The following is a 24,558-nucleotide window of genomic DNA, read 5'->3' as shown; positions in this document are numbered from 1 at the left end:
GCATGGTCACTTGCGTCCTATACCTTTAGCCACCTGCCCTGCGCACCGTCCAGCCTTTGGCCTGTAACAGCGGCATCAGTACGTCGCGCTGGTCACCCTGAATCTCAATAACACCTTCTTTGACCGTGCCGCCGGTGCCGCATCGGGCTTTTAGTGCTTTGGCAAAGGCCCGCAGTTCTTTATCGCCCATTGGCACACCGGTTACCAACGTAACGCCTTTGCCTTTTCGACCTTTGGTCTCACGGCTAAGGCGCACCACGCCATCACCGGCGGCGCGCTCCGGCGCCTTGCACTGGCAATCCGACACTGGCTGGCTGCAGCCCGGGCACATACGCCCTTGCTCGGTCGAAAAGACCAGGCCACCGAGGGCTTGTTTTTTCATACTGTGCTCCTGTCACATGCGTTCACACGCCTTGAGGCCACTTCAGCCAAAAGTTGCGCCGATGTCGCTCCGGACCTGCATGAACGCCCGCTATCGTTCCGATCGACCGGCATCAATGAATTCAGGCACACACTATACCAGTGACTAAGTGCCGATAAAGAGTGCCAGCAAGGTGGCAAAGAAACCGCGCTTGCGGCGTTTTGAGGTCAGTGACGATAGATGGAGCCCATCATCGCCCTGTTGCGATTCGGAGTCCATGACCTCCGGTGCCTGCGATGGCAAGCTCTCCAGCAGTCCGGAGCGATCCTCTTCCAGAATTTTACGGGCCTTGTACAACTGATCATCCTGGACCCGGAGCCGAACCCCACCCAGGGCATCCGACAGCATCCACTGCATATTGATGGTGTGTTCGTCGGCAATGATGGCGGTAATGCCCTCGGATTCCAGACGCGAGCGGTCCAGGTGGGCCTCAAAAGGCAACGAATAGTGCCCAATGGTTACCCAGGTCACAGATCACACCCCGGGAGGGTACTTGGTAAACATTTCAGCCACGACCTCTTCGATAAGTTCGCGACGGTACTCTGGCGATTGGCTTTCGGTGAGGTAACGCCGGCTGGCCGCCCGCCAGACAACCTGGCCGTTGCTCCGATCGACCAATTCCACCACCAGTTTGCCTTCCTGAACCTCCCTGACGGGCGGCAGCGTGGCCACGCCAAACCCAAATCTCGGCTGCCCAAAACCCAGCCCATACGAAAAGCCTGTGGTATCAAGGCGATCAACATTTACGACTCGGTAAGACACCAGTAAGTCAGCCTCATTGACGTTGACTTTTTTCATTGCCTTGCGATTCAGGGCGCGCTCGACCGCGCCTTCAACCCGGGCGCCATCCAACGTAACAAACCCAGACCCATTATTGGTGTCTGCAAAGGCCCATGAATTATAGTTACCGAACACGACCGTCGAATTGTAGTCCGTAACCACATTGCCAGCACAGCCAGACAGTGCAAGTACCAATAAGAAACTCAAAATAAAGCGCATTGTCGTATGACTCCATGCCGATGGTTTAATTATCAGTATACGCAAACCCTGGGCACTTGGAGGCATCCAGGCCTCGCTACCTATCCAAACTGTAATCAAACCGCTGGGCTTCACAAAATTCAATCAGGCTGGCCAATCGGTCCGCTGGCACCCCGACCGTGGCCCGGACCGGAACACCATAGTCAATCTCGTCAACACTGGCGTGATGCAAGTCACACCAGTGCCTGAGCGGCTGTTCATCGGCGAACGACATCGATACCACCACCGCGGCCATGGTCTTCTGAACCACCCGATCCACCTCGGACAGGACACTCTCAGCCGCACCGGCGTAGGCTCGGACCAGGCCGCCCGCACCCAGCTTGGTGCCACCAAAATACCGAATCACCACCACCAGCACATCGCCCATATCTTTGTGCTGAATCACATTGAGTATCGGTTTCCCTGCCGTCCCGGATGGCTCTCCGTCATCATTCATGGCAGCTTCAGCGGCCGATCCGGGGCGGCCAATCTGGTAGCCCCAACAGACATGCCGGGCATCCGGGTGGTCTTTGTGCGCCGTCTCAACCCAAGCCTTGACCTCGGCCCGCGAAGCGACAGCATAGACGCGGGCAATGAAGCGGCTTTTCTTGATTTCGGTCTCCCGTTCCAGAAATCCAGCTGGTATGGGATACTCACTGTTCATTGCGTTCCGTCCTGTTGCGCACCTGTTGGCGCTGTTTTAAGGGTCTCTAGCTATGAACACCGATGAAGACCGCTCAACACCGGGTGCCGTCCGCCCGGCCAACGTCACCAGGGCCGGATGCGGCATTCGCTTCGCAGAGGACGAGCTGCAGGCCGGCATTGATTTCTCCGCTGCCGGCCAGCTCAAACCTGACCTCGACCCTGCCACCGTCCCTGAAAGCCTGCCGCTCATCAAGTCGCCTGAGTAAAGACCGGCCATACCAGTGAAACAACCAGGCCGCCCTTCGGACCATTGACTGCACCAATGCTGCCATCATGGGCCGTCATAATGTCTTTCGCAATCGCCAGCCCCAAGCCCCAACCATGACCACTGCGGGCTTCATCGGTCCGGTAAAACGGCTCGAACAGCTGGGCAAGCGAGGCCACCGGTGCACCCGGCCCGCTGTCGGCAATGTCGCAGAGCACCCGGCCCTGCCGTTCGGACAGGCTCAACGATACCGTATGGCCCGGAGGCGTATGGTCAAGGGCGTTTTGCAGCACATTATCCAGCGCGCGCTGCAGCAGTCCGGCATCCCCCAGCACGGTCAGCTGTTGACACCGGGTCGATACCGTAAGGTGACAGTCAACCTGCCGGTGTTCGGCATAATCGGCGGCGTCCCCGAGCACCCGGTTGATCACCGAGGCCAGGTGAACCGGTTCGCGTTCGATATCCCCGCCTTTTTCCAACACCCGGTACAGCGTCAGGATCTGGGAAGTCATCGCTTCCAGTCGTTCGTTCTGGCGCAAAATGCTGGCCATCAGCTCAGGGTCAGCCTGACCGTCGGCGGCCAGTTCAATCGCAATCCGTTGACGAGCCAACGGTGTTCGCAAATCGTGGGATATATCACGCAATAAATGTTTCTGACGCTCAAGCAGTGTACAGAGCTGCTCGGTCATGCCGTTGAACGCTTGGGCCAGGGCGCCGATTTCGTCGTGCCGGCCCGCGATTCGTTGACTGACACGCTGCGACAAATCACCGTGGGCAATCGCCTGGGCGGTGGTTTCAACATGACGCAGGGGTTGCGATATCCGCCGCGCCACCCACCAGCACGCCAACGTAATAATCACAAACCCCAACCCCAGCTCTAGCATTCGGAACATCCGCGGATCCAGCCAGCCTTCGCCACCCAGGCGCGGCCAGGCAATAAGGCGGTAACCTTTTTCCACGTTGATGACTGCCGGCTGATACCGGTGCCAGCCCGCCCCCATGCGTTCCCGAATGGATTTTGGCAACTCGTCGCCACGCTCATCCGAATCAATCAGCACCAGGTGCAGGTCCAATGCCCGGCCTTGCTCCTTCAGGTAGCGCCACGTCGCCCCCCGTCCCTCGGATTCACGGATGTTGACCGCTTCCGAGGCAAGCCCCCTGAGGCCTTCCTGACGCTCAATACTGAGACGCTCCCGGTCGATCAATTCCCGGGTTGCCATGTTGCTCGCCACAACCGTGAAGGCCATCGCCAACCAAATCAGTAAAAAAATCCGCCAGAATAACGGAAACGACCACTTCAATTTCACGACAGCCCCCGATAACTGTAGCCAAGACCACGGACGGTTTCGATTCTGGGAGGTTGATCGCCACCCAGCTTGCGCCGCAGATTGCTGATATGCATGTCCAGAGTCCGGTCGTGGGACGCGAGTCGCCGCCCCAGCGCCCATTGCATCAAGTCGGTTTTACGCACCACACTGCCGGCGTGGGCGAGCAACACCTGGAGTACTTCATATTCGGTGGCCGTCAGATCCAGGGGCTGGTCATGCTGAAAAATACGACGCTGTTCCGGCTCCACCCGGAGATCATCGTAGACCCTCGAATCGTCAACATCGGTGGCCTGATCCCAGGCAATCCGACGCAGCAGGGCCTGCAAACGGGCAACCAGTTCGCGCGGGTTACAAGGCTTGGGAATGTAATCGTCGGCACCCACTTCAAACCCCACAATGCGATCCGTTTCATCCCCATGGGCCGTCAGCAGGACCACCGGCAAATGGGTCTGTGACCGAATCTGACGAAGCACTTCCAGGCCATTGATATCCGGCAACATGATATCCAGCACCACAAGGTCACAGTGGTTCTCCGCCGCCAGCGACAGCCCATCACGACCATTGGCCGCCTCGCGCACGATAAAGCCCTGTCCCGTCAGATACCGCGCCAACAACTGCCTCAGCTCCTCGTCATCTTCTACCAGCAGGATTCGATTCCGCATGACACGCCTCATGATTCATTTTGCATGGATTCTAGCATGGCCACCGGTAGGCGTGACCTCAGTCGCAATCCGCTTTGCACAACCTTTACACCAACCTGACAGCGATTGACACAGCACAATTTAATATCAGCGCCGTGAACATTAAAACCCGCAATTCTAATGGAGCAAACCATGAAAACTTCCGGCACCAAAACCTCATTTCTAACCGCTGCGCTGACCACCTTGTTGTTAGCCAGCCCATTGGTCTTCGCCAACCACCATGGAGAGAAAAGCGAACACCGCGGTCACCCTGACATCTGCGAGAAATATGAGCAGCATCAAGGCAAGGCGCATTACGCAAAGCGCGAGGAACGGATGGAGAAGCGCTTTGAGTGGATGGCGGAACGTCTGAACCTGAGTGCCGGGCAGCGTGAAACCTGGGACCAAATGCACGCTGAAATGAAAGCAGAACGCGCGGAGAAAAAGGCACAATGGCACGAAAAAATGCAGGCACGCTGCGAGGGTGACAACGAATAACCGAGTGTTGCGGGCAGCCCGGCGGGACTGAGCTGCCCTCAGTAAGTGATCGCAAGCCCTGTTCTCGCGTATTGTATCGGAAGATGGCCACATTCAGGAGCTTCAAGGCACCATGGTAAAACCCGATACCTGCGCACTGACTGTCCGCGCGGCGACCTCCATTTTGGATATCCCCGAAGCAGTCTGGGACGGTTTCAGTGGCTCCACCAACCCTTTTCTACGCCATCGATTTTTCGTGGCGCTGGAAACCAGCGGTTGCACCACCGCCGCGACCGGGTGGTCACCCTCTCACCTGATGTTTTATCTTGGCGACACGCTGATCGGCGTGGCACCGGCGTACCTGAAGACCCATTCCATGGGCGAGTATGTATTCGACTGGGCGTGGGCCGATGCTTACCAGCGCTACGGAGTCGACTACTACCCCAAGCTACTGGTCGCCGTGCCATTCACACCGTCGGTCGGTGCCCGCTTGCTGCTGTCGGCTGACGCACGGGACCAACTGACCCCTGACCCGTTGCACCGGGCCCTGGAAGTCTGCGCCACCGAGCTGGGAGCGCACTCCTGGCATCTGTTATTCCCCAACAGTGACGATCAGGCGTTGCTGACGATGCCCGGCGTGCTGCAACGCCTGGGCTGCCAATTCCACTGGTTCAACCATGGCTACGCCTGTTTCGATGATTTCCTGGCCACACTCACCTCCCGCAAGCGCAAATCCATCCGCAAAGAACGGCGGCAAGTCAGCGAGCAGGGGATTGAATTCGTGGCGTTTCCCGGGGAGACCCTGCCCGATCATGTGTTGTCGGCTTTTTATGTGTTTTACCAGGCCACCTACCTCAAGCGTGGCCAGCGGCCGTACCTGAACCTGGCGTTCTTTCGCGCGCTGCAAACTCATCAGCCCGAACAGGTGCACGTTGTGATGGCGGTCAAGGATGGTGAAATGATTGCCGGCGCCCTGTTTCTCAAGGGGCAGGAAACCCTTTATGGTCGTTACTGGGGCTGCCTGGAAGAGTATAACCACCTGCATTTCGAAACCTGCTATTACCAGGGTATCGAGCTGGCCATCCAGCAAGGCTTCCAATGCTTCGATGCCGGGGCTCAAGGCGAACACAAACTGGTGCGGGGTTTTGAGCCGGTACTCACTCACTCCTACCATTGGGTGGAACACCCGGGCTTTCGCGACGCCATTACACGCTTCACGGACGAGGAAGCCAGCGAGGTAAGAGCTTACCAAGCGGCCGCTCTGGAGGCACTGCCTTACCGGCAGGGTGCCTGAACGTGACGAGCCAGAGACCGGCGCTTACCCCACCATCCGCTATCGCAGCGGTGACCAAACTGTGGCACCATTCGACCCGATTACCACCCATCACTAATCGTCGCCAGGGGAGTTGACGCCCGAACCGGGAGCCGACTGAGAAACTAAACCCTGGAACCTGATCCGGATCATACCGGCGGAGGAAGTGCGACATGATCTACACCACCGCTGCAGCGCTGGCTGCGGCTTTGTTATTGTTCACCTGGCTGGGCTTGCGGGCACGGCTTGCAGACGGTGGTCTGGACGACTACGTCACGGCCCGAAATTCCCAGGGCGCACGGGCGCTGGGACTGTCGTTTTTGGCCTCTGGTATGGGCGGCTGGATTCTGTTTGCTCCGCCGGAAGTGGGCGCTCTGGTTGGACCGGTGGCGCTGGCCGGCTATGCCATTGGCGCCGCACTGCCCTTTGTGGTGTTTGCCTTTTGTGGCCCAGCAATCCGGCGCTACCTGCCGGAAGGTCGCAGCATCGGGGAGTTTGCGCAAGCCTGCTACGGCCGTGGGGTCCGGCATTGGGTTGCGTTGATTTCGGTGCTGTACATGCTGTGTTTTCTGACCGCCGAATTAACCGCCATTGGCGCCATCACTTCGCTGCTGTCGGGCCTCGACGGCAGTATCGCCGTGGTCGGCGTCGCCATTGCAACACTTATCTACACCGCCTGGGGCGGGCTTCGGGCCAGCCTGGTCACCGACCGCTGGCAGGCGCTGTTATTGATATTGCTTCTGGCAGTGGTTGGTTTTGTGACACTGCAACGCCTGCCCGCCATGCCTGTCGCCGCCAGCATCCCGTCGATACCAGTGGGCAGCGCCCTGAGTGTCGCCTTGACCCTGGTCATTGCCGTCACCGCAGCCAATCTGTTCCATCAGGGCTACTGGCAGCGACTGTGGGCGGCCAAAGACGCCTCGGCCCTGGGCCGTGGAGCGCTGCTGGGCGGCGCAACGACCGTCGTCGTGGTGGCGGTGGTTGGTGGACTGGGCATTGCAGCGGCAATGAGTGGCACGGACCTTGGCAATCCGCCCATTCCGTTCTTCGCTTTGTTGCGCGGCGCACCGGCCTGGCTAACGATTCCGGCCCTGGTACTCGCGCTGACACTGGTGGCGTCATCAGTTGATACGCTGCAAAACGCCATTGCCTCGTTGGCTGTCACGGAAAAAAAGGGCCTGTCATTAACGTCGGCGCGCTGGATCACAGTGATCCTGATGGTGCCGGTGATCGCCATTGCGTTGCAGGGCATTTCCGTTTTACGGCTGTTTTTGATTGCTGATTTGCTCTGTGCAACCGCCGTCTTGCCCGTATTGATGGGGCTGTGGTCCCGTATGACCACCCTAGCGGCGGTGGGTGGCGCAATTGCCGGCTTGATCGGTGCGGTACTTCCAGGCTGGTTATCGGGGGGCAGCCTGATGGCGGGCCTGGAAGCGGCCAGTTTCCCCGGCAGCATCCCGACCCTGGGGCCCTTTGCGGGCGCTTTGGTCGCCTCCGCGCTGGTCAGCGTGCTGCTTGCGCTGGTCACAGGGAAATCAAAACAGGGGTGATACCACTGTCAGTCCAGGCCGTATAATGGGATTGCGTAACAACACACACGAATGTTGAGAGTGCCTGATGCTGAACCTGGATTTTACTCAACGGGTCGTGATTGACAGCAGCCAGCTGGATTGGGCTCCGAGCCCAGCCGGCGGGGTGCTCAGAAAACCTCTTGCCCGGGAGGAGGCCGAGCGGGGCCATGCCACCAGCATTGTGCAATACCAGCCGGGCGCCCGCTTCGATCGGCACAGTCATCCCAAAGGCGAAGAAATACTGGTGCTCGATGGGGTGTTCTCGGATGAGAATGGGGACTATGGCCCAGGCACGTACATCCGGAACCCGCCAGGCAGTGCCCATGCGCCGTTCAGCGAAAACGGCTGCACTCTGTTCGTCAAGCTGCACCAGTTTTCGCCTCGCGACCTGACCAGCGTCCGAATCGACACAACCCGCACCCACTGGCTCCAAGGCCAGGGCGGCCTTCAAGTGATGCCGCTGCACGAATTCGAACATGAACACGTGGCACTGGTGAAGTGGCCCGCCGGTGAGCGTTTTCAACCCCACCGGCACTTCGGCGGCGAAGAAATCCTGGTGCTGAGTGGAACTTTCCGGGACGAGCTCGGTCATTATCCTTCCGGCACTTGGATACGCAGCCCTCACCTCAGCCAGCACCATCCTTTTGTGGAAGAGGAAACGGTTATCTGGGTCAAAACCGGACACTTACCCATTCCGTCGTGACCGGGCGATCGGTCCCAAGGCCAGGCACTGATGATGTCACCCACAAAATGGTTCGCCCGCACCCTCACGGTGCTGGCCATTCTGCTTGCCGGTCCCGCTTTAATGGCGGCCTGCACCAGCCAGGCCAGTCAAGGCTGGCGCAACACCGATCGGTCCAGCGCGGGTATTGCACCACCCCCCCAAGACGCCGCAGAAGCCATCGTCCAGGTATACTCCGCCCGCGCCTACGGCTGGCGAGGCTACTTTGCCGTGCACACTTGGATTGCGACCAAAGCACAAAACGCCACCACGTATGTCGTGCACGACGTCACCGGCTGGGGCTACCAGGCCGTGCGTTCCCGCCCGGGTGCACCGGACACTGCCTGGTATGGTAACCAGCCCACGCTGCTGTCAGATCTGCGCGGGGGAGAGGCCGCCGCGGCAATACCCAAGATTCTCAAGGCCGTTGAGTCTTACCCCTACCCCACGAGTTACACTGCCTGGCCTGGGCCAAACAGCAATACCTTTGTATCCTGGGTCATCCGACAAGTGCCAGAGCTGAAAGTAGCCTTACCCAACACGGCCATCGGCAAAGATTATCTGGCAGACGGCATCGTCGCCGAAACACCCAGCGGATCGGGTTATCAGTTGTCGCTGAAGGGGTATGTTGGCGTGTTGGCCAGTGTTCGGGAGGGTGTTGAGTTGAACGTGTTGGGACTCAGTATTGGCATCGACCCACTGGCGCTCGCGATCAAACTGCCGGGCATTGGCCATGTCGGTCTGCTTGACCCGTGGACGAACAACGGTTCGGATTTGGATGCGGCTCTGCCTTAGCCGGGGGCGATTCGCCTTGCCCGATGACGATGTCGCTTACCCAGCCTTTCGAAACGTCAGATTGATGCGACAGGCACCAAGCAATCGGTGCTCACCCGATTTGAGCGCTCCGACGCCGTGATAGCGCAGCCGGTCGGGGCCGCCCCAGACAATGACATCACCGTGTTCCAGTGTCAGGCGAGCCGGCCGTTCCTTACGCGTGAGGCCACCAAATTGAAATTGCACCGGCAAGCCCAGCGACACAGACACAATGGGGGCACTGAAGTCCTGCTCGTTTTTGTCCTGGTGCAGAGACATCCGGCTACCAACCTCGTAGCGATTAATCAGGCAGGCGTCGGGCTGGAACCCAGGATAACCGCTTTGCGCGGCCGCCGCTGACGCCAACGTCAGAAAACATTCCGGGATGTCAGGCCAGACTTTACCGGTCTGAGGGTCAGATTCCGCGTATCGGTACCCGCCCTGATCGGTCACCCAGCCGAATTGGCCACAGTTGGTCATGGCCGCCGACATCCGGAAACCGCCCGGCGTGACCATGTGACGAAACCCGGCCTGCCGCTCGATATCGGCAATGGCCGTCATCAGCTGGACCTCATGTTTAACGGCCAAACCATGATGCCACACCGTACCTGCGCTTAAATGCTCAGCCCAGGGTTGGTCATCCTGAGCCCCAAACAAATCTGCCGTCACTGACCCTCCTGCGCCTATCCGACCATGATGCCGTCAGTGTAACAGTCGCTCAGATTCCCGGGCCACTAACCTCAGTGAACACCGGTGACACATCCGTTCTCTCTTTCCGCCTGACCCTCAGTCAATCCGTCGAATATCCAGTTGCAGGGCCTGAATTTTACGCGTCTGACCGGAAACCATAAGCTGGGCCTGTTCAAGAATCGTCAGGGATTGATAATTCTCGCCCTCACCGAGACGTTCCCGAATCATCGATTGTGCCATCACCATACCGTCCTCGACCCAAAGTTCCGGCTCCGCCCGTTCGTACTGGTAGTGTCCGCTGCGGTTAAACATTGTTTGCCACAGCGTCTCCAACTCACTACGAGTCAGGGTATCCCAGCCCGACTGATCAGGCAGGCGAATCTTTACAACGGCGTCCTCGCTCAAGAACGCCACAATACCCTGCACATCTCGCTCACTCGCTGCCTCGTCAATATCAGCAAGCATGTCCATGACCACAATCCGGGTTTGATTATCAGGCTGGTTTTCTTGAACATTTCCGCCGCCAGCCAGTTGACGAAGAAACTGGCCGGCGGCCGGATTGCTGCCATCTTCTGACGCTCTCCGAATCCAGAATAAGCCACGCTGGTGCTCACCACGATCATACAATTGACGGCCGACGGTCCATTGCGCCATATCATTACCACGGTCGGCCGAGCGCATATACCAACGCTCAGCCAGCTTCGAATCAGATTCAGTGCCGATGCCTTCACCATAGGCCTTGGCGACCTCATACATGCCGATGGAGTCCCCGGCATCGGCGGCTTTCCGATACCAGAAAAGCGCCTTGCCATTATCTCTTGGCTTACCCTGGCCGGCCCCGTACATATTGCCCAGGTTCAGCATTCCCCGGGTATTGCCTGCTTTTGCCAAGGCCATGAAACGCGCATGGGCCTCATCGTATTGGCCCATTTTGTATACGGCATACGCATCCAGTAGCTGAATCATTTCCCGACTGCTATCTCGCTGATTCTCGGCCACCGACGGTATCGAGAAAACCACCAGCACCATAACCCAGCAAAGTTGGCAGTTGCGCGATAATCCACACATATTGATGAACTCCAAAAATGACACGTTCCAACCGGATATGCCTAACACAAGACGCTAGCAAGTACGGATGCGGCTGTCTCTGATGCAAAAGTGTTGAAGCCCTACGACCTCCGTCGCTTTTCCTCCACCGTCAGTCACCCTGCGTGAAATGAAAACCTTGTAATAACCCGACATACAAGCGATAACATAACGTGCGGTACAGTGATGTGACGTAAGTTGTCGCAATCTGGCCAAATCCGGCCGTTGCGGTTTGGGTACATAGCGTTAGGGAGTTCTATAATGAAAAAAATGAGAAGCTATCTTCGTCAGGTTTCAATTGTGATGGCCATTCTGATGACGATGACAACCCTGTGGTCATCGTCAGCCGTGGCCGGTGTGGTCGGTACTGGAGAGGTGCTCACTGAGCAGCGTGCCGATCTGGACCGAGAATCTTTGATCAACATGCTTGAGAAACAGGAAGTGAAAGAGGTCCTGGTCAGTATGGGCGTGGATCAGGCCCAGGTTGAGGACCGGATTCAAAGCCTGACGCCGGGCGAGCTCGCATCCTTCAAACAGCAGCTGGCGGAAGCGCCTGCCGGGGAAGGCGTCGTGGGCGTCATTGTGCTCTTCCTGTTGGTGTTCATTATTACGGACATGCTCTGCGCCACCAACGTCTTCCCATTCATTAACTGCATCCGGTAGCCAATGCCTGCACTGGCTGTTAAGCAGCAAATAATCGCTGCGATTACTTCCATCCTGGTGGTCTTATTGACAGGGTGCGCAAGCGCACCCTCCTGGCCGACACAGCCGGCCAGCGACCAGGCGCTGGATATCACAAAGGGGCACGTGCTCAGCGACGTGCCTTTTTTCCCACAAGAGCGCTACCAATGTGGACCGGCGGCGCTCGCCATGATGCTCAATACACAGGGGCGCGACGCCAAGGTTGAATCCCTGGTGCACAAGGTCTATCTGCCGGGTCGCGAAGGCACCCTGCAGGTTGAGCTGGTCGCCGCGGCGCGCAGCTACAACCTTCTGGTTTATCCGCTAAAAACTCAGTTGTCCGATGTTCTCACCGAGGTGGCCGCTGGCAACCCGGTTCTGGTTATGCAAAATCTCGGATTTGACTGGTGGCCCCAATGGCACTTTGCGGTAGTGATTGGTTTTGATCCCGCATTGGATGTCGTGATTCTCCACACCGACACTCGCCGGGCCAACCAACAACCGTTGCGAGCTTTCATGAACACCTGGCAGCGTGCGGATCAATGGGCTGTCGTCATGCTACCGCCCGATCATCTGCCAGCCACCGCTGAGCCAGTTCCATTCCTGACCGCCGCCAACGACCTGGAGGTAACCGGCCGCCTGTCCGCCGCCGATGCCGCCTACCGCACGGCGGCGTCAGCCTGGCCGGCCCAACCTGCCGCCTGGCTGGGCCGAGGCAACATTGCCTATCAGCAAGAGCGCTGGCAAGACGCCGTCGAGCACTATCAACAAACGGTTAGCCGCTTTCCCTCAATGGCGTCGGGCTGGAACAACCTTGCCTACGCACTGTCGGAAACCAGTTGCCAAAGTGCAGCCAATAAAGCCATGGATTGCGCGGCGCGGCTGGACGACGAACGTTTCGATGACAATCTGAAAGCCAACGACGGCGTCCACCGTCCGGCAGATCAATGCCCGGAACTGCATTGTCCCGTTGACTAGCCTCTTGTCTGGCCGCCGCCTCTGGTAAGGCATAGCGGTCTGTTGACGGCCAATCCCCGCGACACACACACATTCCCAGCAGAAAACTATTGACATCCAGTGTGATTTTGAAGAACTCTCGTTGCAAAGGGAGGGCTTGTGTGAAAAATCACCAAGGCACCAAAGGACCGGATGTCCCGATCCCATCAAAGCAACAGGATTCCGTCAGGCTGGTCAACGGCCAGGCGAGATCAGCTTTTGTGCTGGCGTGCGAGCACGCATCCAATTACATCCCTGAACAGTTCCACTCCCTTGGTTTGTCCGCCGCACTGCAAGTAAGCCATATTGCCTGGGACCCGGGCGCCTTCGCGGTGGCCGAACACCTGAGTGTTCTGCTGGACGCCCCTCTGGTGGCCAGCACCGTCTCCCGGCTGGTGTACGACTGTAATCGCCCGCCGGAGGCGCCCGATGCGATGCCGGCACAAAGTGACAAGCACCCCATTCCCGGCAATGCCCACTTGAGCAACGCCGCAAAAACTGCCCGCATCGACTCCATTTATCAGCCTTTCCGGTCGCTGCTTGCCAGTGCGCTCGCGTCAGCAACAACGGCAGAGCGACGCCCCATTCTGGTTACGATCCACAGTTTCACGCCCGTGTTCCAGGGCCGGCAGCGGCTCACCGAGATCGGTGTACTTCACGATTCCGACAGCCGTCTTGCCGATGCCCTGCTTGCGGTGGCCGATCAGCACAGCGCGCGATTGTTCCGTCGCAACGACCCATACGGCCCCGCCGACGGCGTCACCCACACCCTGAAACTTCATGGCGTCCGGAACGGTTTGCTGAATGTGATGCTGGAAATTCGCAATGACCTCATCGCCCGCCCGGATCAACAACGGGGCGTTGCGGTGTTATTGGCGGGGATGCTAAGCGATGTGTGCGGCAGTGACGGCCAAACCCGACCGCCAGGCGCTGTCGGACAAGCCCGGGGTGATCGCCAGGACAATCGATAAAGAGGAACAGTAATGCCACCAGTGATTACCGGCTATGTTCGCTTCGTGGACGCAGTGAATTATCGAATTGGACGAATCGTGATGTACGGTATTTTCATCATCGTGGGCATCCTGTTGTGGTCTTCCATCTCCAAAACGTTTTTTTACCCTTCCCTGTGGACGCTCGAAGCCGCTCAGTTTGCCATGGTCAGCTACTACATTCTGGGAGGACCCTACTCGATCCAGCTCGACGCCAACGTCCGCATGGATCTGTTCTACGGCAACTGGTCCAATCACAAGAAAGCCTGGTTTGATGTGATCACCATTTTCTTCCTGATCTTCTTTATCGGCGTGCTGCTCTATGGCGCATACGACAGCACCCGCTATTCCATCCTCTACGGAGAGCGCAGCCCCACCGCCTGGCGACCCTACATGTGGCCGATCAAGGTAACCATGTGCATCGGGTTTGTACTTATGCTGCTGCAGGCTTTTTCGGAGCTGTTCAAAGACGTTGCCCGCATTCGTGGAGAGCAGCTCTGATGTCCTACGACCAGATCGCCTTCTTCATGTTTTCGTCGATGATGCTGATGCTGATGACCGGCCAGCGCGTGTTTGCTGCCATTGGCGCAATAGCCGCCATCTCCGCCCTGGCGTTATGGGGCACCGGTGGGTCCAACCTGCCATTCTCAGCCGCCATGAAGCTGATGAACTGGTACCCGCTGCTGACATTGCCAATGTTCATTTTTATGGGTTACATCCTGTCGGAGTCCAAAATAGCCGACGACCTGTATCGTATGTTTCACGTCTGGATGGGCCCGATCCACGGCGGCCTGGCCATTGGCACCATTGGCCTCATGGTACTGGTGTCCGCAATGAATGGGCTGTCGGTTGCCGGCATGGCCATTGGCGCCACGATCGCCTTGCCGGAGCTGCTGCGACGGGGCTATGACAAACGCATGGTTACCGGGGTAATTCAGGCGGGCTCCTCACTGGGAATTCTGGTGCCGCCCTCGGTGGTGCTGGTGCTGTACGCTATGATCGCCCGGCAGCCGGTCGGCCAACTCTGGCTCGCCGGTGTCTTGCCGGGCCTGATCATGGCCGGGTTATTCATTCTCTACATCGCGATCCGATGCCGGTTGCAACCGGAGCTGGGACCGGTACTGCCCTTGGAGGAACGCCAGGTCAGTCTGACCGTTAAACTCCGACTGCTGCGGGCCGGCATCCTGCCGCTGGTGATATTTGCCTCCATGATGGTGCCGTTCATTAACGGCTGGACCAGCCTGGTGGAAAGTTCCGCCATCGGGGCCATGGCGGCGTTTGGCGCGGCTATTGTCAAAGGTCGAATGTCCATGCGCGTGCTGGACGTATCGGTCCGGCAGACACTGGCGATTTCCTGCATGTTCATGTGGATCATTCTGGCGGCGCTGGGTTTTGGCGCTGTGTTTGACGGTTTGGGAGCCGTACAGGCAATCGAGAATCTGTTCACCGATCAGCTTGGTCTGAACCCCTGGATGATCCTGATTCTGATGCAGCTGTCATTTCTGGTGATGGGCACGTTTCTGGACGACACCGCCATGCTGGTGATCGTGGCGCCGCTGTATGTGCCCCTTGTCGGCGCCCTGGGCTTTGATTTGATCTGGTATGGCGTGCTCTACACCATCACGACCCAGATTGCCTACATGACACCACCGTTTGGCTACAACCTGTTCCTGATGCGGGCCATGGCACCGCCGGAGATCACCTTGCGCGATATCTATGGGTCGATCCTGCCGTTTGTTCTCGTCATGCTGCTGGCACTGACCCTGATCATGATGTTTCCGCAGATTGCGCTGTGGTTACCGGACTACATTTACAATGGCTAGGCGCCGGGTTTGGCCAGCGTCGGAAAACGTTAATGAGCTCCATCAACAAGCTGTGAGGTACACCCCGGAGGCATGTCGCCTTCACCCTAAGCGTCCGTCAAGGAGAGCACCATGACTACACGACGTAAGTTTCTCGCATCAGCAGCCGCTATGGCTGGCGCCGCCGCTTTAGCCCCGCCCATCCTGCATGCCGAACCGAAGATCCGGTGGCGGCTGCAGACCTATGCCGGACCGGCCCTGGCCGAACACGTTATCAAACCGGCCATCGACAGCTTTAACCGCATTGCCGGTGAAGAAATGCAGATAGAGCTTTATTTTGCCGACCAGCTGGTCCCCACCAGTGAGCTGTTTCGGGCACTGCAGAATGGCACCATCGATGCCGTGCAATCGGACGATGACTCTATGGCGTCGCCCACCGAAGTGACCGTGTTTGGCGGCTACTTCCCGTTTGCCAGCCGCTACTCGCTGGACGTGCCGGTGCTGTTCAACCAATACGGTCTGGCGGAAATCTGGGATGAAGAATACTCCAAGGTGGGCGTAAAGCACCTGTCGGCGGGCGCCTGGGATCCCTGTCACTTTGCCACCAAGGAGCCCATTAACCGTCTCGCGGATCTTAAGGGCAAACGGGTCTTTACCTTCCCGACCGCCGGCCGATTCATGGCGCAGTTTGGTGTTGTGCCGGTGTCGCTGCCTTGGGAAGACATTGAAGTGGCGGTTCAAACCGGCGAGCTGGATGGCATCGCCTGGTCTGGCATTACCGAGGACTACACCGTCGGCTGGGCCGATGTCACCAACTACTTCCTGACCAACAATATTTCCGGGGCCTGGGCAGGCTCCTTCTTCGCCAACATGGATCGTTACAACGAACTGCCCGCGCACCTGAAAGAATTGCTCAAACTCACCATGGACAGTTCGCACTATTACCGTCAGTGGTGGTACTGGGGCGGTGAAGCTGAGCTGCGGGTCCGCGGCTCAAAAATGCAGCTCACCACCATTCCTGACAAGGAGTGGGATGAGGTGGAGCGGGCGGCACTCAAATTCTGGGATGAAATCGCTGCCGAATCTGCCACCAAAGCCAAGGTGGTGAAAATTCTCAAGCACTACAATGAAACCATGGTGAAAGCCGGTCGGCCCTATCGTTACGGCTGACGATCGTGCCTGGGGCACCCAAGAGGATGCCCCAGGCACGCTTTGCGTTTCATAACCGATCACTCACGGGAGCCATTATGGCTGGCAATCTGTCGTTTGAAGAATTGAAACAAGGCGTCGCTGATGGGTCCATAGACACCGTGGTCGCCGCCATTCCCGATATGCAGGGGCGTCTGATGGGCAAGCGGTTTCAGGCCCAGCATTTTGTCGAGCGCGCCTGGCAGGAAAGCCATTGCTGCAAATATCTGGTGGCTACTGATCTGGAGATGACCACGGTGGAGGACTACGCCTCCACCAGTTGGGCCGCCGGCTATGGCGACTACGTGATGAAGCCCGACCTGTCCACCCTGCGGCGGCTGCCCTGGCTGGAAGGCACAGCCTTCGTGTTATGCGACCTGCTGGACCACACCAGCCATGAGGACGTTCCCCACTCACCCCGTGCCGTGCTCAAGAAACAACTCGCCCGCCTCACCGAGATGGGTCTGACAATGACCACCGCCACCGAACTGGAGTTTTTCATCTTCCGCGAGTCGTTTGAAGACATGAAAGACCAGCAATACCAGGTAATGACGCCCATGAGCCCCTACAACGAGGACTACCATATTTTCCAGACCACGCGGGAGGAAGACGTCATGCGACCGATCCGCAACGGCCTCTACGGCGCCGGCATTCGGGTTGAGAGCAGTAAGGGCGAAGCCAGCGCCGGCCAGGTGGAACTGAACATTGAGTACTCCGACGCGCTCGATATGGCCGACACTCATGTGCTGGTCAAAAACGCGGTTAAGGAAATGGCCTGGCAGAATGGGCGCAGCGTGAGTTTTATGGCGAAATGGCATCATGCCACTGCGGGTTCCTCCAGCCATATTCACCAGTCACTGTCGGATACCAGTGGCAAGTCGGTCTTCTATGACCCGGACAAACCGCACGGTATGTCCGACACCATGGAGCATGCCCTCGCCGGGCTGCTCACTCACGCCAGCGAAACCACTTTTTTCCTTGCTCCGTACATCAACTCCTACAAGCGCTTCGCCGCCAGTACCTTCGCACCCACCACCACAGTGTGGTCAGTGGACAACCGGACCGCCGGCTACCGCGTGGTGGCGCCAGACACTGCGGCAGTGCGGGTTGAGTGCCGGATCGGTGGCTCCGACCTGAACCCTTACCTGGCCCTGGCGTCACAGATTGCTGCCAATATTGCAGGCATTAAGGGTAACCTTAAACTGGAGCCTGAATTTACCGGCAACGCTTACAGGGCGGCTAAATCCCGCGGTATACCGGCCACACTGAGAGCGGCCACCGAGGCATTGAGACACTCCGCCATGCTGCGCGAGGCCATGGGCGATGACGTCATTGACCACTACGTTCGCGCCGCCGAATGGGAACAGGAAGACTTTGATCGTGTCGTCACCGATTACGAAGTTAAACGTGGATTCGAACAAGCTTAGGGCCCCTATGAACACCACCATCAAGTGCATCTCGCCCGTCAATGGGCAACTCTACGCCGAACGCCCAACGCTGTCCCTGGCGGCGGCCCGGGAAGCCGTATCACGAGCAAAAATCGCTCAGCGAGACTGGGCACAAAGGCCTCTCACGGAGCGTATTCGCAAGGTCCGATCCGCCATCGAACAGCTGGGGGACATGAACCCGGAGGTGGTCGAAACCCTGGCCTGGCAAATGGGCCGCCCGGTGCGTTACGGGGGTGAGTTTGGCGGCGTGGATGAGCGGGCCAACTACATGGCCGACATTGCAGACGCCGCCCTGGCGCCCATCACCATCGAGGACAGCGAACACTTCAAGCGTTACATCAAACGCGAACCCCACGGCACCGTCCTGATTGTCGCGCCGTGGAACTACCCCTACATGACCGCCATCAACACCGTGGTGCCCGCCCTGATTGCAGGCAATGCCGTGTTTCTCAAGCACGCTTCCCAGACACCCTTGGTGGGCGAGCACCTGGCGGTGGCGTTTCATGCGGCCGGCATTCCCGAGGCGGTCTTCCAGAATGTGTTTCTGAGCCACGACACAACCGCCGAACTGATTGCCGGCAAGGCGTTCGGTTATATCAATTTCACCGGTTCGGTGGCCGGTGGCAAGGCCATAGAAACCGCCGCCGCCGGCACCTTTACCGGCCTGGGGCTCGAACTTGGCGGTAAGGATCCGGGCTATGTCATGGAAGACGCCGACCTGGACGCAGCGGTCGACACCCTGATTGACGGTGCCATGTTCAACGCCGGTCAATGCTGCTGTGGCATTGAGCGCATCTATGTGGCAGACGCCCTGTTCGATCAATTTGTTAAAAAAGCGGTCGCCATTGTCAGTGCCTATAAGCTCGGCGACCCGCTCGATCCCACAACCACTCTGGGGCCCATGGCGCATGCCCGGTTTGCCGATACCGTGCGGGCGCAAACCGCCGAAGCGGTGGCCGCTGGCGCCAAAGCGCTGATCGACCCGGCGCTGTTTCCGAATCAGGGTGAAGCCTACCTGATGCCACAGATATTGGTGGATGTGAATCACACCATGCGTGTGATGCGGGAAGAATCGTTCGGACCCGTGGTCGGCATCATGAAGGTAAAAGACGACGCCGAAGCGGTCCAGTTGATGAACGACAGCGACTTTGGCCTGACCGCTTCGCTCTGGACCCGTGACCTTGATCGCGCCGAGCGCATTGCTGACCAGATCGAAACCGGTACGGTCTATATGAACCGCTGCGACTATCTCGACCCGGCCCTGTGCTGGACCGGCTGCAAACAAACTGGGCGTGGCGGTGGCCTGTCAGTCATCGGCTACCACAACCTGACCCGACCCAAATCCTACTACCTCAAGAGGACGTGACCATGGCTCTGACCGCAAACTGGTCCTACCCCACCAACATTCGGTTTGGAGCCGGGCGCATTGGCGAACTGGCCGAGTGCTGCGCCGCTGCCGGCATCACCAATCCCCTGCTGGTGACCGACAAAGGACTGGCCAGCCTGCCCATTACTCACGCCACACTGGACCGCCTGGCCGAGGGTGGGCTGGGCCGGGCGCTGTTTGCCGATGTCGACCCCAACCCCACCGAACTGAATATGACAAGCGGCATCCAGGCGTTCCGTGACGGCGGCCACGATGGGGTGATTGCCTTCGGCGGCGGTTCCGGACTGGACCTCGGCAAACTGATCGCATTTATGGCCGGTCAAACCCGACCGGTGTGGGATTTTGAAGACATCGGTGATTACTGGATGCGCGCCGACGCCGACGCCATCGCGCCCATCATTGCGGTTCCGACCACCGCCGGCACCGGCTCTGAGGTCGGCCGGGCCAGTGTGATCGTCAACAGTCAGACTCATGTCAAAAAGATCATCTTTCACCCTAAAATCCTGCCCACCATAGTCATTGCAGACCCGGAACTGACCGTGGGCATGCCCGCCATAATCACCGCTGGCACCGGTATGGACGCATTTATCCACTGTTTTGAGGCTTACTGCTCACCCAACTTCCACCCCATGAGCCAGGGCATCGCCCTCGAAGGCATGCGGTTGGTGAAAGAAAACCTGCCCCGGGCGTTTGCGGACGGCACCGACATTGAGGCCCGCGGCCAGATGATGGCGGCGGCGGCCATGGGTGCGGTGGCGTTCCAGAAGGGGCTCGGCGCCACTCACGCGGTGTCCCATTCCGTGGGCGCAATCTACAACACCCACCATGGCATGACCAACGCCGTCGTGCTGCCGTACGCGATGGCCATGAACCGCCCGGCAATTGAAGGCTTGGTAACGGATATTGGTCACTACCTGGGCATTGCGGGTGGATTCGAGGGTTTTGCCGATTTTATCCAGCAGTTGAGGAACACTCTCGCGGTGCCCGATAAATTGCGTGACCTGGGCGTCGGCACCGATCGCATTGACGAGATGACGGAGATGGCACTGGCGGACCCCAGTGCCGGCGGCAATCCGCTCAAGATGACCCGGGACAATACCAAAGCGCTGTTTGAAGCCTGTATCTAGCGTCCCGGCTGGTTACTCAATCAGCGCCCTGGTCTCGTGAAGACACAGCAGGCTTATATGGAAAGGTAGGTCTGGCGTAACTGCTCGTCCTCCAGGACTTCGCTCGCCAGGCCGTCGAACACCACTTGGCCGGACTCCAGAATAACCGCCCGATCGGCCAGTTTCAGCGCGGCAATCGCGTTCTGCTCGACGATCACAGTGGTCATCCCGAGCGCCTTGATCTCTTTCAGCGTGCGCTCGATTTCCTGCACGATGATGGGCGCAAGGCCTTCATAGGGCTCGTCCAACAGCAACAACTTGATGTCCCGCGCCAGTGCCCGGCCAATGGCCAGCATTTGCTGCTCACCACCAGACAAGGTGGTGCCCTCCTGGTTGCGCCGCTCCCCGAGGCGGGGAAACAACTCGAAAATGCGCTCAATTGACCAACCTGGCGAAGGCGCCAACTGAGCCAGCTTCAGGTTTTCCCAAACACTCAGGCCGGGAATGATGCGGCGGTCCTCCGGGACCAGCGAAAGTCCGCTCTGGGCTGCCTGGAAGGCTTTCATCGTATGCAGTGGCTGATGATCCAGCCAGATTTCACCGTGGGTGACTGCGGGGGAGTCCACCCGCGCAATGGCGCGCAAGGTTGAGGTTTTGCCGGCGCCATTACGCCCCAGCAACGCAAGAATTTCCCCCTCGTGGATATTCATCGTCACACCCTGAACGATGTAACTCTCGCCGTAATAGGCATGCAGGTCCCAAACCGAAAAATAGGCGGGCGTTGAGGTTTCATGCTTGGTACTGCTGGTCATCGGTTGTTCTGTCATTGTTGCCATTCCTTCACTGTGACCATGATGTTCACTCCGACTCCGCCGTGCCCAGATACGCTTCCTGCACCTTGGGATGGCCTTTGATGTTTTCCGGGTGATCCTCGACAATCACATGCCCTTGGGACAACACACTGATTCGGTCAGCCAGACTGAACACGACGTGCATGTCGTGCTCAATGACGACGAAGGTAATATTGTGGGCCTCGTTGATGGTTTTAAGCAGGTCAATGGTGTTGTTGGTGTCAGCCCGGGCCATACCGGCGGTGGGCTCATCCAGCAACAACAGTTTGGGTTGCTGAACCAGACACATGGCCATCTCCAGCCGTCGTTTGTTACCCCGGGACATGGCGGACGCCGTATGATGACGCTCATCGATCAAACCGACATCCTGCAGTATTTTCTCAGCCTGCTCGCGGATGGCGGTTTCCTTGGCCAGTGATTTGAATGGTGAGATATGAAAAGCACCGTCTCGGTGGGCAAACGCCGGGATCATAACGTTTTCCAGAATGCTCAATTCAGAGAACACCTCCGGGGTCTGAAATACGCGACTGATGCCGGTTTGATTGATCTCATGGGGCTCCAAACCCAGCAGGCTACGGTCGTTAAAACTGACCGTGCCGCTGTCAGGCATTAGCTTGCCGATAAAGCAGTTCAACAGCGTGGACTTGCCTGCGCCATTCGGCCCGATAATGGCATGAAAGGTGTTCTCCCGAACCGACAGGTTGACATCGTCCAGCGCCAACAGGCCGCCAAACCGTTTGTTAACGCCTTTGACTTTAAGTATCGACACGATTACGACTCCTTCGTGTTAACGACAGTGGACGACGGCGCTGCTTTCGTGGGCAAACTTCCCTTGTCGGCGTAAGCGTCTTCTTCACTGGCGGTGTTTTTTCGGGGGCCTGACAACCGCGTAAACAGATTCATAAGGCGATTCGCCCCCTCCACCAATCCGCCTGGCAGAAAAATAACCACCAGCATGAAGATCAGCCCGAGAGAAATGTGCCAGCCGCTGCCCAGAAAGGGCGAAATCACGGTCGTGAAGGCCTCTGCCAACCAGTCCGGCAGTGCGGAAAACCAGCCTAGCACCACCTCGTCATTGATCCGGCTGAAGATATTCTCAAAATATTTAATAATGCCGGCCCCAAGCACAGGGCCAATCAAAGTTCCGGCGCCACCCATGATGGTCATCAGCACCACTTCCCCCGAGGCGGTCCACTGCATGCGCTCCGCCCCGGCAAGGGGATCCATGCAGACCAACAAGGCGCCCGCGAGCCCGGCGTACATCCCCGAGATCACAAAAGCGGTCAGCGTGTAGGGGCGGGAATTGAAGCCTGTGTAGTTGAGCCGGGTCTGGTTGCTTTTGACGGCCCGCAGGATCATGCCAAAGGGCGAACGGAAAATGCGCAACGACAGGTAGAACATACCAATCAAAATGAGCGCACTGACATAAAACCCGACGTTGAACTGCAGGTCCATCCCGAGAAACGGCACCACCGCCGTATCCCCCATCTCAAGCCCAAAAAAGGACGGCGATGCCACCTGGCCGGCACTCCCGGCACTGTCCAGGATACGCGGGTCTTCCAGATCAAGTTGCAGACCGGTTTCACCGTTGGTGATGGGAGTCAGCACCGAATACGCCAGGTTATAGGACATCTGCGCGAACGCCAGTGTCAGAATTGAGAAATAAATCCCTGACCGCCGCAACGAGACAAACCCAATCAACAGCGCGAACAGGCCCGACACCACCACCGCGAATATTATGGCGGGCACAATGTTGATGCTGAGCAGTTTAAGCATCCAGAGCGCCGAATAGCTACCGACGCCCAGGAACGCCGCGTGACCAAACGACAGGTAGCCGGTGAGCCCAAACAGAATGTTGAAGCCGATGGCAAAAATGCCGTAAATCACGAAGCGCTGCATCAGGTCCGGGTAGCCAGCCCCCACCGGGGCCAGGATCAGTGGTCCGGCCAGCACCACGAGGGTGAACAGAATCATCAATGCGGTATCGTTTGTGCGTAAGGTTTTCAGCATGACATCAGGTCTCCATTACGCCTTTGCGCCCCATGAGTCCTCTCGGACGGGTCAGCAGGATGATGACCGCCACCAGATAAATAATGACCTGATCGATCGAAAATCCGAACAGGAAGTCTTTCACTTCCGGCATGGACGCAAAGCTCTGCAGAATACCCAGCAGAAAACCCGCCGCCACCGCGCCCGTCAGCGATCCCATACCACCGACCACGACGACGACAAAACACAGCACCAGGAAGTCCATGCCCATGTGGTAGTTCGGCGACAGGATCGGGGTGTACATCACGCCCGCCAGCCCGGTGACCACGGCGGCCAGACCAAACATCGCAGTAAACCGTTTGTCGATATCGATACCCAGTAAGCCCACGGTTTCCCGGTCGGCCATGCCGGCCCGAACAACCATGCCAAAGGTGGTGTAGCGCAAAAAGGCGAAAATGCCGCCGATGACCACACCCGCAAACAGAAAATAGACCAGCCGCCATATCGGGTAAATCACAGCATTGTCCGCCATACCGATCATTGCCCCGATATCAACGGAGCCGACAAAGGCGTCCGGTGCCGGCTGAGGTATGGGGTTGGCGCCATAGACTGTTTTGATGACCTCCTGCAGCACAATGGCCAAGCCGAAAGTGACCAGGATCTGATCGGCATGGGGCCGTTTGTAGAAATGTTTGATCAGTCCCCTCTCCATCACGATGCCAATCAGCAGCATCACCGGGATGGCAAACAGGATGGACCAGAAGACGGAGTAATCGATCATTGTCGCGCCTAATTCGCCAAACCACAGTTCGACGTAGGGGACATGAATTTCCAACGGTGTGCCCCAGGGACTCAATTCGGTCTCTGACAGCGTGACTCGTTCGAACGACAATAAATTATTGAACGTAACCGTACAGAATGAGCCAATCATGAACAGCGCACCGTGGGCAAAATTCACCACACCCAGGGTGCCGAATATCAGCGTTAGTCCTAACGCGATCAGGGCGTAGGCGCTGCCCTTATCCAGCCCATTCAGAACTTGCAGAAGGATGGCGTCCATCGGTATTTACCTTGTCTGATAACCGGCGCCTGCAG

Annotated in this window: 27 protein-coding genes; 15 read left to right on the top strand and 12 right to left on the bottom strand. The window is 58.2% G+C overall.

Annotation, left to right across the window (positions count from 1 at the left end; translation table 11 throughout):
- Positions 1 to 25: 25 nt before the first annotated feature.
- From GRX64_RS13360 to GRX64_RS13345, 4 genes are all read right to left on the bottom strand, one after another.
- Positions 26 to 382 (bottom strand): translation initiation factor Sui1, encoded by a 357-nt coding sequence (locus GRX64_RS13360; protein ID WP_166268033.1) that lies wholly within the window; start codon positions 380 to 382, stop codon positions 26 to 28.
- Between the two features lie 144 nt (positions 383 to 526).
- Entirely contained in the window at positions 527 to 892 is a 366-nt protein-coding gene (locus GRX64_RS13355) for a putative signal transducing protein (protein ID WP_166268031.1), read from the bottom strand.
- Positions 893 to 895: 3 nt separating this feature from the next.
- Positions 896 to 1,420 carry a DUF4136 domain-containing protein gene (locus tag GRX64_RS13350; RefSeq protein ID WP_166268029.1) on the bottom strand — a complete coding sequence of 175 codons (525 nt, stop codon included), beginning with the start codon at positions 1,418 to 1,420 and terminating at the stop codon, positions 896 to 898.
- Between the two features lie 76 nt (positions 1,421 to 1,496).
- Positions 1,497 to 2,102 carry an IMPACT family protein gene (locus GRX64_RS13345; protein WP_166268027.1) on the bottom strand — a complete coding sequence of 202 codons (606 nt, stop codon included), beginning with the start codon at positions 2,100 to 2,102 and terminating at the stop codon, positions 1,497 to 1,499.
- 52 nt (positions 2,103 to 2,154) lie between these two features.
- Between GRX64_RS13345 and GRX64_RS13340 the strand changes: the two genes are divergently transcribed.
- Complete coding sequence (locus tag GRX64_RS13340; protein ID WP_166268025.1) at positions 2,155 to 2,349, top strand: hypothetical protein; 195 nt, start codon at positions 2,155 to 2,157, stop codon at positions 2,347 to 2,349.
- Here the strand turns inward: GRX64_RS13340 and GRX64_RS13335 are convergent.
- A complete protein-coding gene (locus GRX64_RS13335; RefSeq protein ID WP_166268023.1) occupies positions 2,333 to 3,655 on the bottom strand; it encodes a sensor histidine kinase in 1,323 nt (440 codons plus the stop codon). The genes GRX64_RS13340 and GRX64_RS13335 overlap by 17 nt on opposite strands.
- Positions 3,652 to 4,338, bottom strand: coding sequence for a response regulator transcription factor (locus GRX64_RS13330; RefSeq protein ID WP_166268021.1), 687 nt, complete (start codon positions 4,336 to 4,338; stop codon positions 3,652 to 3,654). Before GRX64_RS13330 ends, GRX64_RS13335 begins: the two co-directional genes overlap by 4 nt.
- 171 nt (positions 4,339 to 4,509) lie before the next feature.
- Between GRX64_RS13330 and GRX64_RS13325 the strand changes: the two genes are divergently transcribed.
- The 5 genes from GRX64_RS13325 (at position 4,510) to GRX64_RS13305 (ending at position 9,232) form a co-directional block, all read left to right on the top strand.
- On the top strand, positions 4,510 to 4,854 hold the full coding sequence (locus tag GRX64_RS13325) for a hypothetical protein (protein WP_166268019.1): 345 nt from the start codon (positions 4,510 to 4,512) through the stop codon (positions 4,852 to 4,854).
- A gap of 112 nt (positions 4,855 to 4,966) precedes the next feature.
- Positions 4,967 to 6,127 carry a GNAT family N-acetyltransferase gene (locus GRX64_RS13320; RefSeq protein ID WP_166268017.1) on the top strand — a complete coding sequence of 387 codons (1,161 nt, stop codon included), beginning with the start codon at positions 4,967 to 4,969 and terminating at the stop codon, positions 6,125 to 6,127.
- 191 nt (positions 6,128 to 6,318) lie between these two features.
- Positions 6,319 to 7,695 carry a sodium:solute symporter family transporter gene (locus GRX64_RS13315; protein ID WP_166268015.1) on the top strand — a complete coding sequence of 459 codons (1,377 nt, stop codon included), beginning with the start codon at positions 6,319 to 6,321 and terminating at the stop codon, positions 7,693 to 7,695.
- Positions 7,696 to 7,762: 67 nt separating this feature from the next.
- Positions 7,763 to 8,419 carry a cupin domain-containing protein gene (locus tag GRX64_RS13310; protein WP_166268013.1) on the top strand — a complete coding sequence of 219 codons (657 nt, stop codon included), beginning with the start codon at positions 7,763 to 7,765 and terminating at the stop codon, positions 8,417 to 8,419.
- Between the two features lie 30 nt (positions 8,420 to 8,449).
- Positions 8,450 to 9,232 (top strand): DUF3750 domain-containing protein, encoded by a 783-nt coding sequence (locus GRX64_RS13305; RefSeq protein ID WP_166268011.1) that lies wholly within the window; start codon positions 8,450 to 8,452, stop codon positions 9,230 to 9,232.
- A gap of 36 nt (positions 9,233 to 9,268) precedes the next feature.
- On the opposite strand, the gene alkB is transcribed toward GRX64_RS13305, so the two are convergent.
- Positions 9,269 to 9,919, bottom strand: coding sequence for a DNA oxidative demethylase AlkB (gene alkB, locus GRX64_RS13300; RefSeq protein ID WP_166268009.1), 651 nt, complete (start codon positions 9,917 to 9,919; stop codon positions 9,269 to 9,271).
- A 117-nt stretch (positions 9,920 to 10,036) separates the two neighbouring features.
- Complete coding sequence (locus GRX64_RS13295; RefSeq protein WP_166268007.1) at positions 10,037 to 11,008, bottom strand: tetratricopeptide repeat protein; 972 nt, start codon at positions 11,006 to 11,008, stop codon at positions 10,037 to 10,039.
- 279 nt (positions 11,009 to 11,287) lie between these two features.
- Between GRX64_RS13295 and GRX64_RS13290 the strand changes: the two genes are divergently transcribed.
- The 9 genes from GRX64_RS13290 to GRX64_RS13250 all read left to right on the top strand — a co-directional run bounded on the left by GRX64_RS13290 (position 11,288) and on the right by GRX64_RS13250 (position 20,644).
- A complete protein-coding gene (locus GRX64_RS13290) occupies positions 11,288 to 11,689 on the top strand; it encodes a PA2779 family protein (protein ID WP_166268005.1) in 402 nt (133 codons plus the stop codon).
- A gap of 3 nt (positions 11,690 to 11,692) precedes the next feature.
- Entirely contained in the window at positions 11,693 to 12,685 is a 993-nt protein-coding gene (locus GRX64_RS13285; protein ID WP_166268003.1) for a PA2778 family cysteine peptidase, read from the top strand.
- A 140-nt stretch (positions 12,686 to 12,825) separates the two neighbouring features.
- Positions 12,826 to 13,674 (top strand): N-formylglutamate amidohydrolase, encoded by an 849-nt coding sequence (locus tag GRX64_RS13280; protein ID WP_207308807.1) that lies wholly within the window; start codon positions 12,826 to 12,828, stop codon positions 13,672 to 13,674.
- A 12-nt stretch (positions 13,675 to 13,686) separates the two neighbouring features.
- The gene (locus tag GRX64_RS13275; RefSeq protein WP_166268001.1) at positions 13,687 to 14,193 is read left to right on the top strand and encodes a TRAP transporter small permease subunit; all 507 of its coding nucleotides are present in this window, start codon (positions 13,687 to 13,689) and stop codon (positions 14,191 to 14,193) included.
- Complete coding sequence (locus tag GRX64_RS13270) at positions 14,193 to 15,515, top strand: TRAP transporter large permease (protein WP_166267999.1); 1,323 nt, start codon at positions 14,193 to 14,195, stop codon at positions 15,513 to 15,515. The genes GRX64_RS13275 and GRX64_RS13270 overlap by 1 nt, the downstream gene beginning before the upstream one ends.
- Positions 15,516 to 15,626: 111 nt before the next feature.
- Positions 15,627 to 16,664: a TRAP transporter substrate-binding protein gene (locus tag GRX64_RS13265; RefSeq protein ID WP_166267997.1), complete on the top strand. Its 1,038-nt coding sequence runs from the start codon at positions 15,627 to 15,629 to the stop codon at positions 16,662 to 16,664.
- Between the two features lie 77 nt (positions 16,665 to 16,741).
- The gene (locus GRX64_RS13260; protein ID WP_166267995.1) at positions 16,742 to 18,109 is read left to right on the top strand and encodes a glutamine synthetase family protein; all 1,368 of its coding nucleotides are present in this window, start codon (positions 16,742 to 16,744) and stop codon (positions 18,107 to 18,109) included.
- A 7-nt stretch (positions 18,110 to 18,116) separates the two neighbouring features.
- Positions 18,117 to 19,496, top strand: coding sequence for an aldehyde dehydrogenase family protein (locus GRX64_RS13255; protein ID WP_166267993.1), 1,380 nt, complete (start codon positions 18,117 to 18,119; stop codon positions 19,494 to 19,496).
- 2 nt (positions 19,497 to 19,498) lie between these two features.
- Complete coding sequence (locus GRX64_RS13250; RefSeq protein WP_166267991.1) at positions 19,499 to 20,644, top strand: iron-containing alcohol dehydrogenase; 1,146 nt, start codon at positions 19,499 to 19,501, stop codon at positions 20,642 to 20,644.
- A gap of 53 nt (positions 20,645 to 20,697) precedes the next feature.
- On the opposite strand, the gene GRX64_RS13245 is transcribed toward GRX64_RS13250, so the two are convergent.
- Genes GRX64_RS13245 through GRX64_RS13230 form a run of 4 tightly spaced genes read right to left on the bottom strand, consistent with a single transcriptional unit; the run spans position 20,698 to position 24,523 of the window.
- Entirely contained in the window at positions 20,698 to 21,450 is a 753-nt protein-coding gene (locus GRX64_RS13245; protein WP_207308806.1) for an ABC transporter ATP-binding protein, read from the bottom strand.
- 31 nt (positions 21,451 to 21,481) lie between these two features.
- Positions 21,482 to 22,243, bottom strand: a complete 762-nt coding sequence (locus tag GRX64_RS13240) for an ABC transporter ATP-binding protein (RefSeq protein ID WP_166267989.1) — start codon at positions 22,241 to 22,243, stop codon at positions 21,482 to 21,484.
- A 2-nt stretch (positions 22,244 to 22,245) separates the two neighbouring features.
- Positions 22,246 to 23,484, bottom strand: a complete 1,239-nt coding sequence (locus GRX64_RS13235; RefSeq protein ID WP_166267987.1) for a branched-chain amino acid ABC transporter permease — start codon at positions 23,482 to 23,484, stop codon at positions 22,246 to 22,248.
- Between the two features lie 4 nt (positions 23,485 to 23,488).
- The gene (locus GRX64_RS13230) at positions 23,489 to 24,523 is read right to left on the bottom strand and encodes a branched-chain amino acid ABC transporter permease (protein ID WP_166267984.1); all 1,035 of its coding nucleotides are present in this window, start codon (positions 24,521 to 24,523) and stop codon (positions 23,489 to 23,491) included.
- Between the last annotated feature and the right edge of the window lie 35 nt (positions 24,524 to 24,558).

It is taken from the genome of Marinobacter caseinilyticus, from assembly GCF_011074955.1.
Classification (GTDB): domain Bacteria; phylum Pseudomonadota; class Gammaproteobacteria; order Pseudomonadales; family Oleiphilaceae; genus Marinobacter; species Marinobacter caseinilyticus.
This window is presented reverse-complemented; position numbering and strand designations above follow the sequence as displayed.

Bases quoted from the DNA above. Each gene is read 5' to 3' on its own strand.
- GRX64_RS13260 (WP_166267995.1), top strand. From the start codon at position 16,742: ATGGCTGGCAATCTGTCGTTTGAAGAATTGAAACAAGGCGTCGCTGAT.
- GRX64_RS13360 (WP_166268033.1), bottom strand. From the start codon at position 382: ATGAAAAAACAAGCCCTCGGTGGCCTGGTCTTTTCGACCGAGCAAGGG.
- GRX64_RS13245 (WP_207308806.1), bottom strand. From the start codon at position 21,450: ATGACAGAACAACCGATGACCAGCAGTACCAAGCATGAAACCTCAACG.
- GRX64_RS13250 (WP_166267991.1), top strand. From the start codon at position 19,499: ATGGCTCTGACCGCAAACTGGTCCTACCCCACCAACATTCGGTTTGGA.
- GRX64_RS13315 (WP_166268015.1), top strand. From the start codon at position 6,319: ATGATCTACACCACCGCTGCAGCGCTGGCTGCGGCTTTGTTATTGTTC.
- GRX64_RS13290 (WP_166268005.1), top strand. From the start codon at position 11,288: ATGAAAAAAATGAGAAGCTATCTTCGTCAGGTTTCAATTGTGATGGCC.
- GRX64_RS13230 (WP_166267984.1), bottom strand. From the start codon at position 24,523: ATGGACGCCATCCTTCTGCAAGTTCTGAATGGGCTGGATAAGGGCAGC.
- GRX64_RS13285 (WP_166268003.1), top strand. From the start codon at position 11,693: ATGCCTGCACTGGCTGTTAAGCAGCAAATAATCGCTGCGATTACTTCC.
- GRX64_RS13340 (WP_166268025.1), top strand. From the start codon at position 2,155: ATGAACACCGATGAAGACCGCTCAACACCGGGTGCCGTCCGCCCGGCC.
- GRX64_RS13305 (WP_166268011.1), top strand. From the start codon at position 8,450: ATGATGTCACCCACAAAATGGTTCGCCCGCACCCTCACGGTGCTGGCC.
- GRX64_RS13270 (WP_166267999.1), top strand. From the start codon at position 14,193: ATGTCCTACGACCAGATCGCCTTCTTCATGTTTTCGTCGATGATGCTG.
- GRX64_RS13310 (WP_166268013.1), top strand. From the start codon at position 7,763: ATGCTGAACCTGGATTTTACTCAACGGGTCGTGATTGACAGCAGCCAG.
- GRX64_RS13325 (WP_166268019.1), top strand. From the start codon at position 4,510: ATGAAAACTTCCGGCACCAAAACCTCATTTCTAACCGCTGCGCTGACC.
- GRX64_RS13350 (WP_166268029.1), bottom strand. From the start codon at position 1,420: ATGCGCTTTATTTTGAGTTTCTTATTGGTACTTGCACTGTCTGGCTGT.
- GRX64_RS13255 (WP_166267993.1), top strand. From the start codon at position 18,117: ATGAACACCACCATCAAGTGCATCTCGCCCGTCAATGGGCAACTCTAC.
- GRX64_RS13295 (WP_166268007.1), bottom strand. From the start codon at position 11,008: ATGTGTGGATTATCGCGCAACTGCCAACTTTGCTGGGTTATGGTGCTG.
- GRX64_RS13320 (WP_166268017.1), top strand. From the start codon at position 4,967: ATGGTAAAACCCGATACCTGCGCACTGACTGTCCGCGCGGCGACCTCC.
- GRX64_RS13345 (WP_166268027.1), bottom strand. From the start codon at position 2,102: ATGAACAGTGAGTATCCCATACCAGCTGGATTTCTGGAACGGGAGACC.
- GRX64_RS13330 (WP_166268021.1), bottom strand. From the start codon at position 4,338: ATGCGGAATCGAATCCTGCTGGTAGAAGATGACGAGGAGCTGAGGCAG.
- GRX64_RS13265 (WP_166267997.1), top strand. From the start codon at position 15,627: ATGACTACACGACGTAAGTTTCTCGCATCAGCAGCCGCTATGGCTGGC.
- GRX64_RS13235 (WP_166267987.1), bottom strand. From the start codon at position 23,484: ATGCTGAAAACCTTACGCACAAACGATACCGCATTGATGATTCTGTTC.
- GRX64_RS13275 (WP_166268001.1), top strand. From the start codon at position 13,687: ATGCCACCAGTGATTACCGGCTATGTTCGCTTCGTGGACGCAGTGAAT.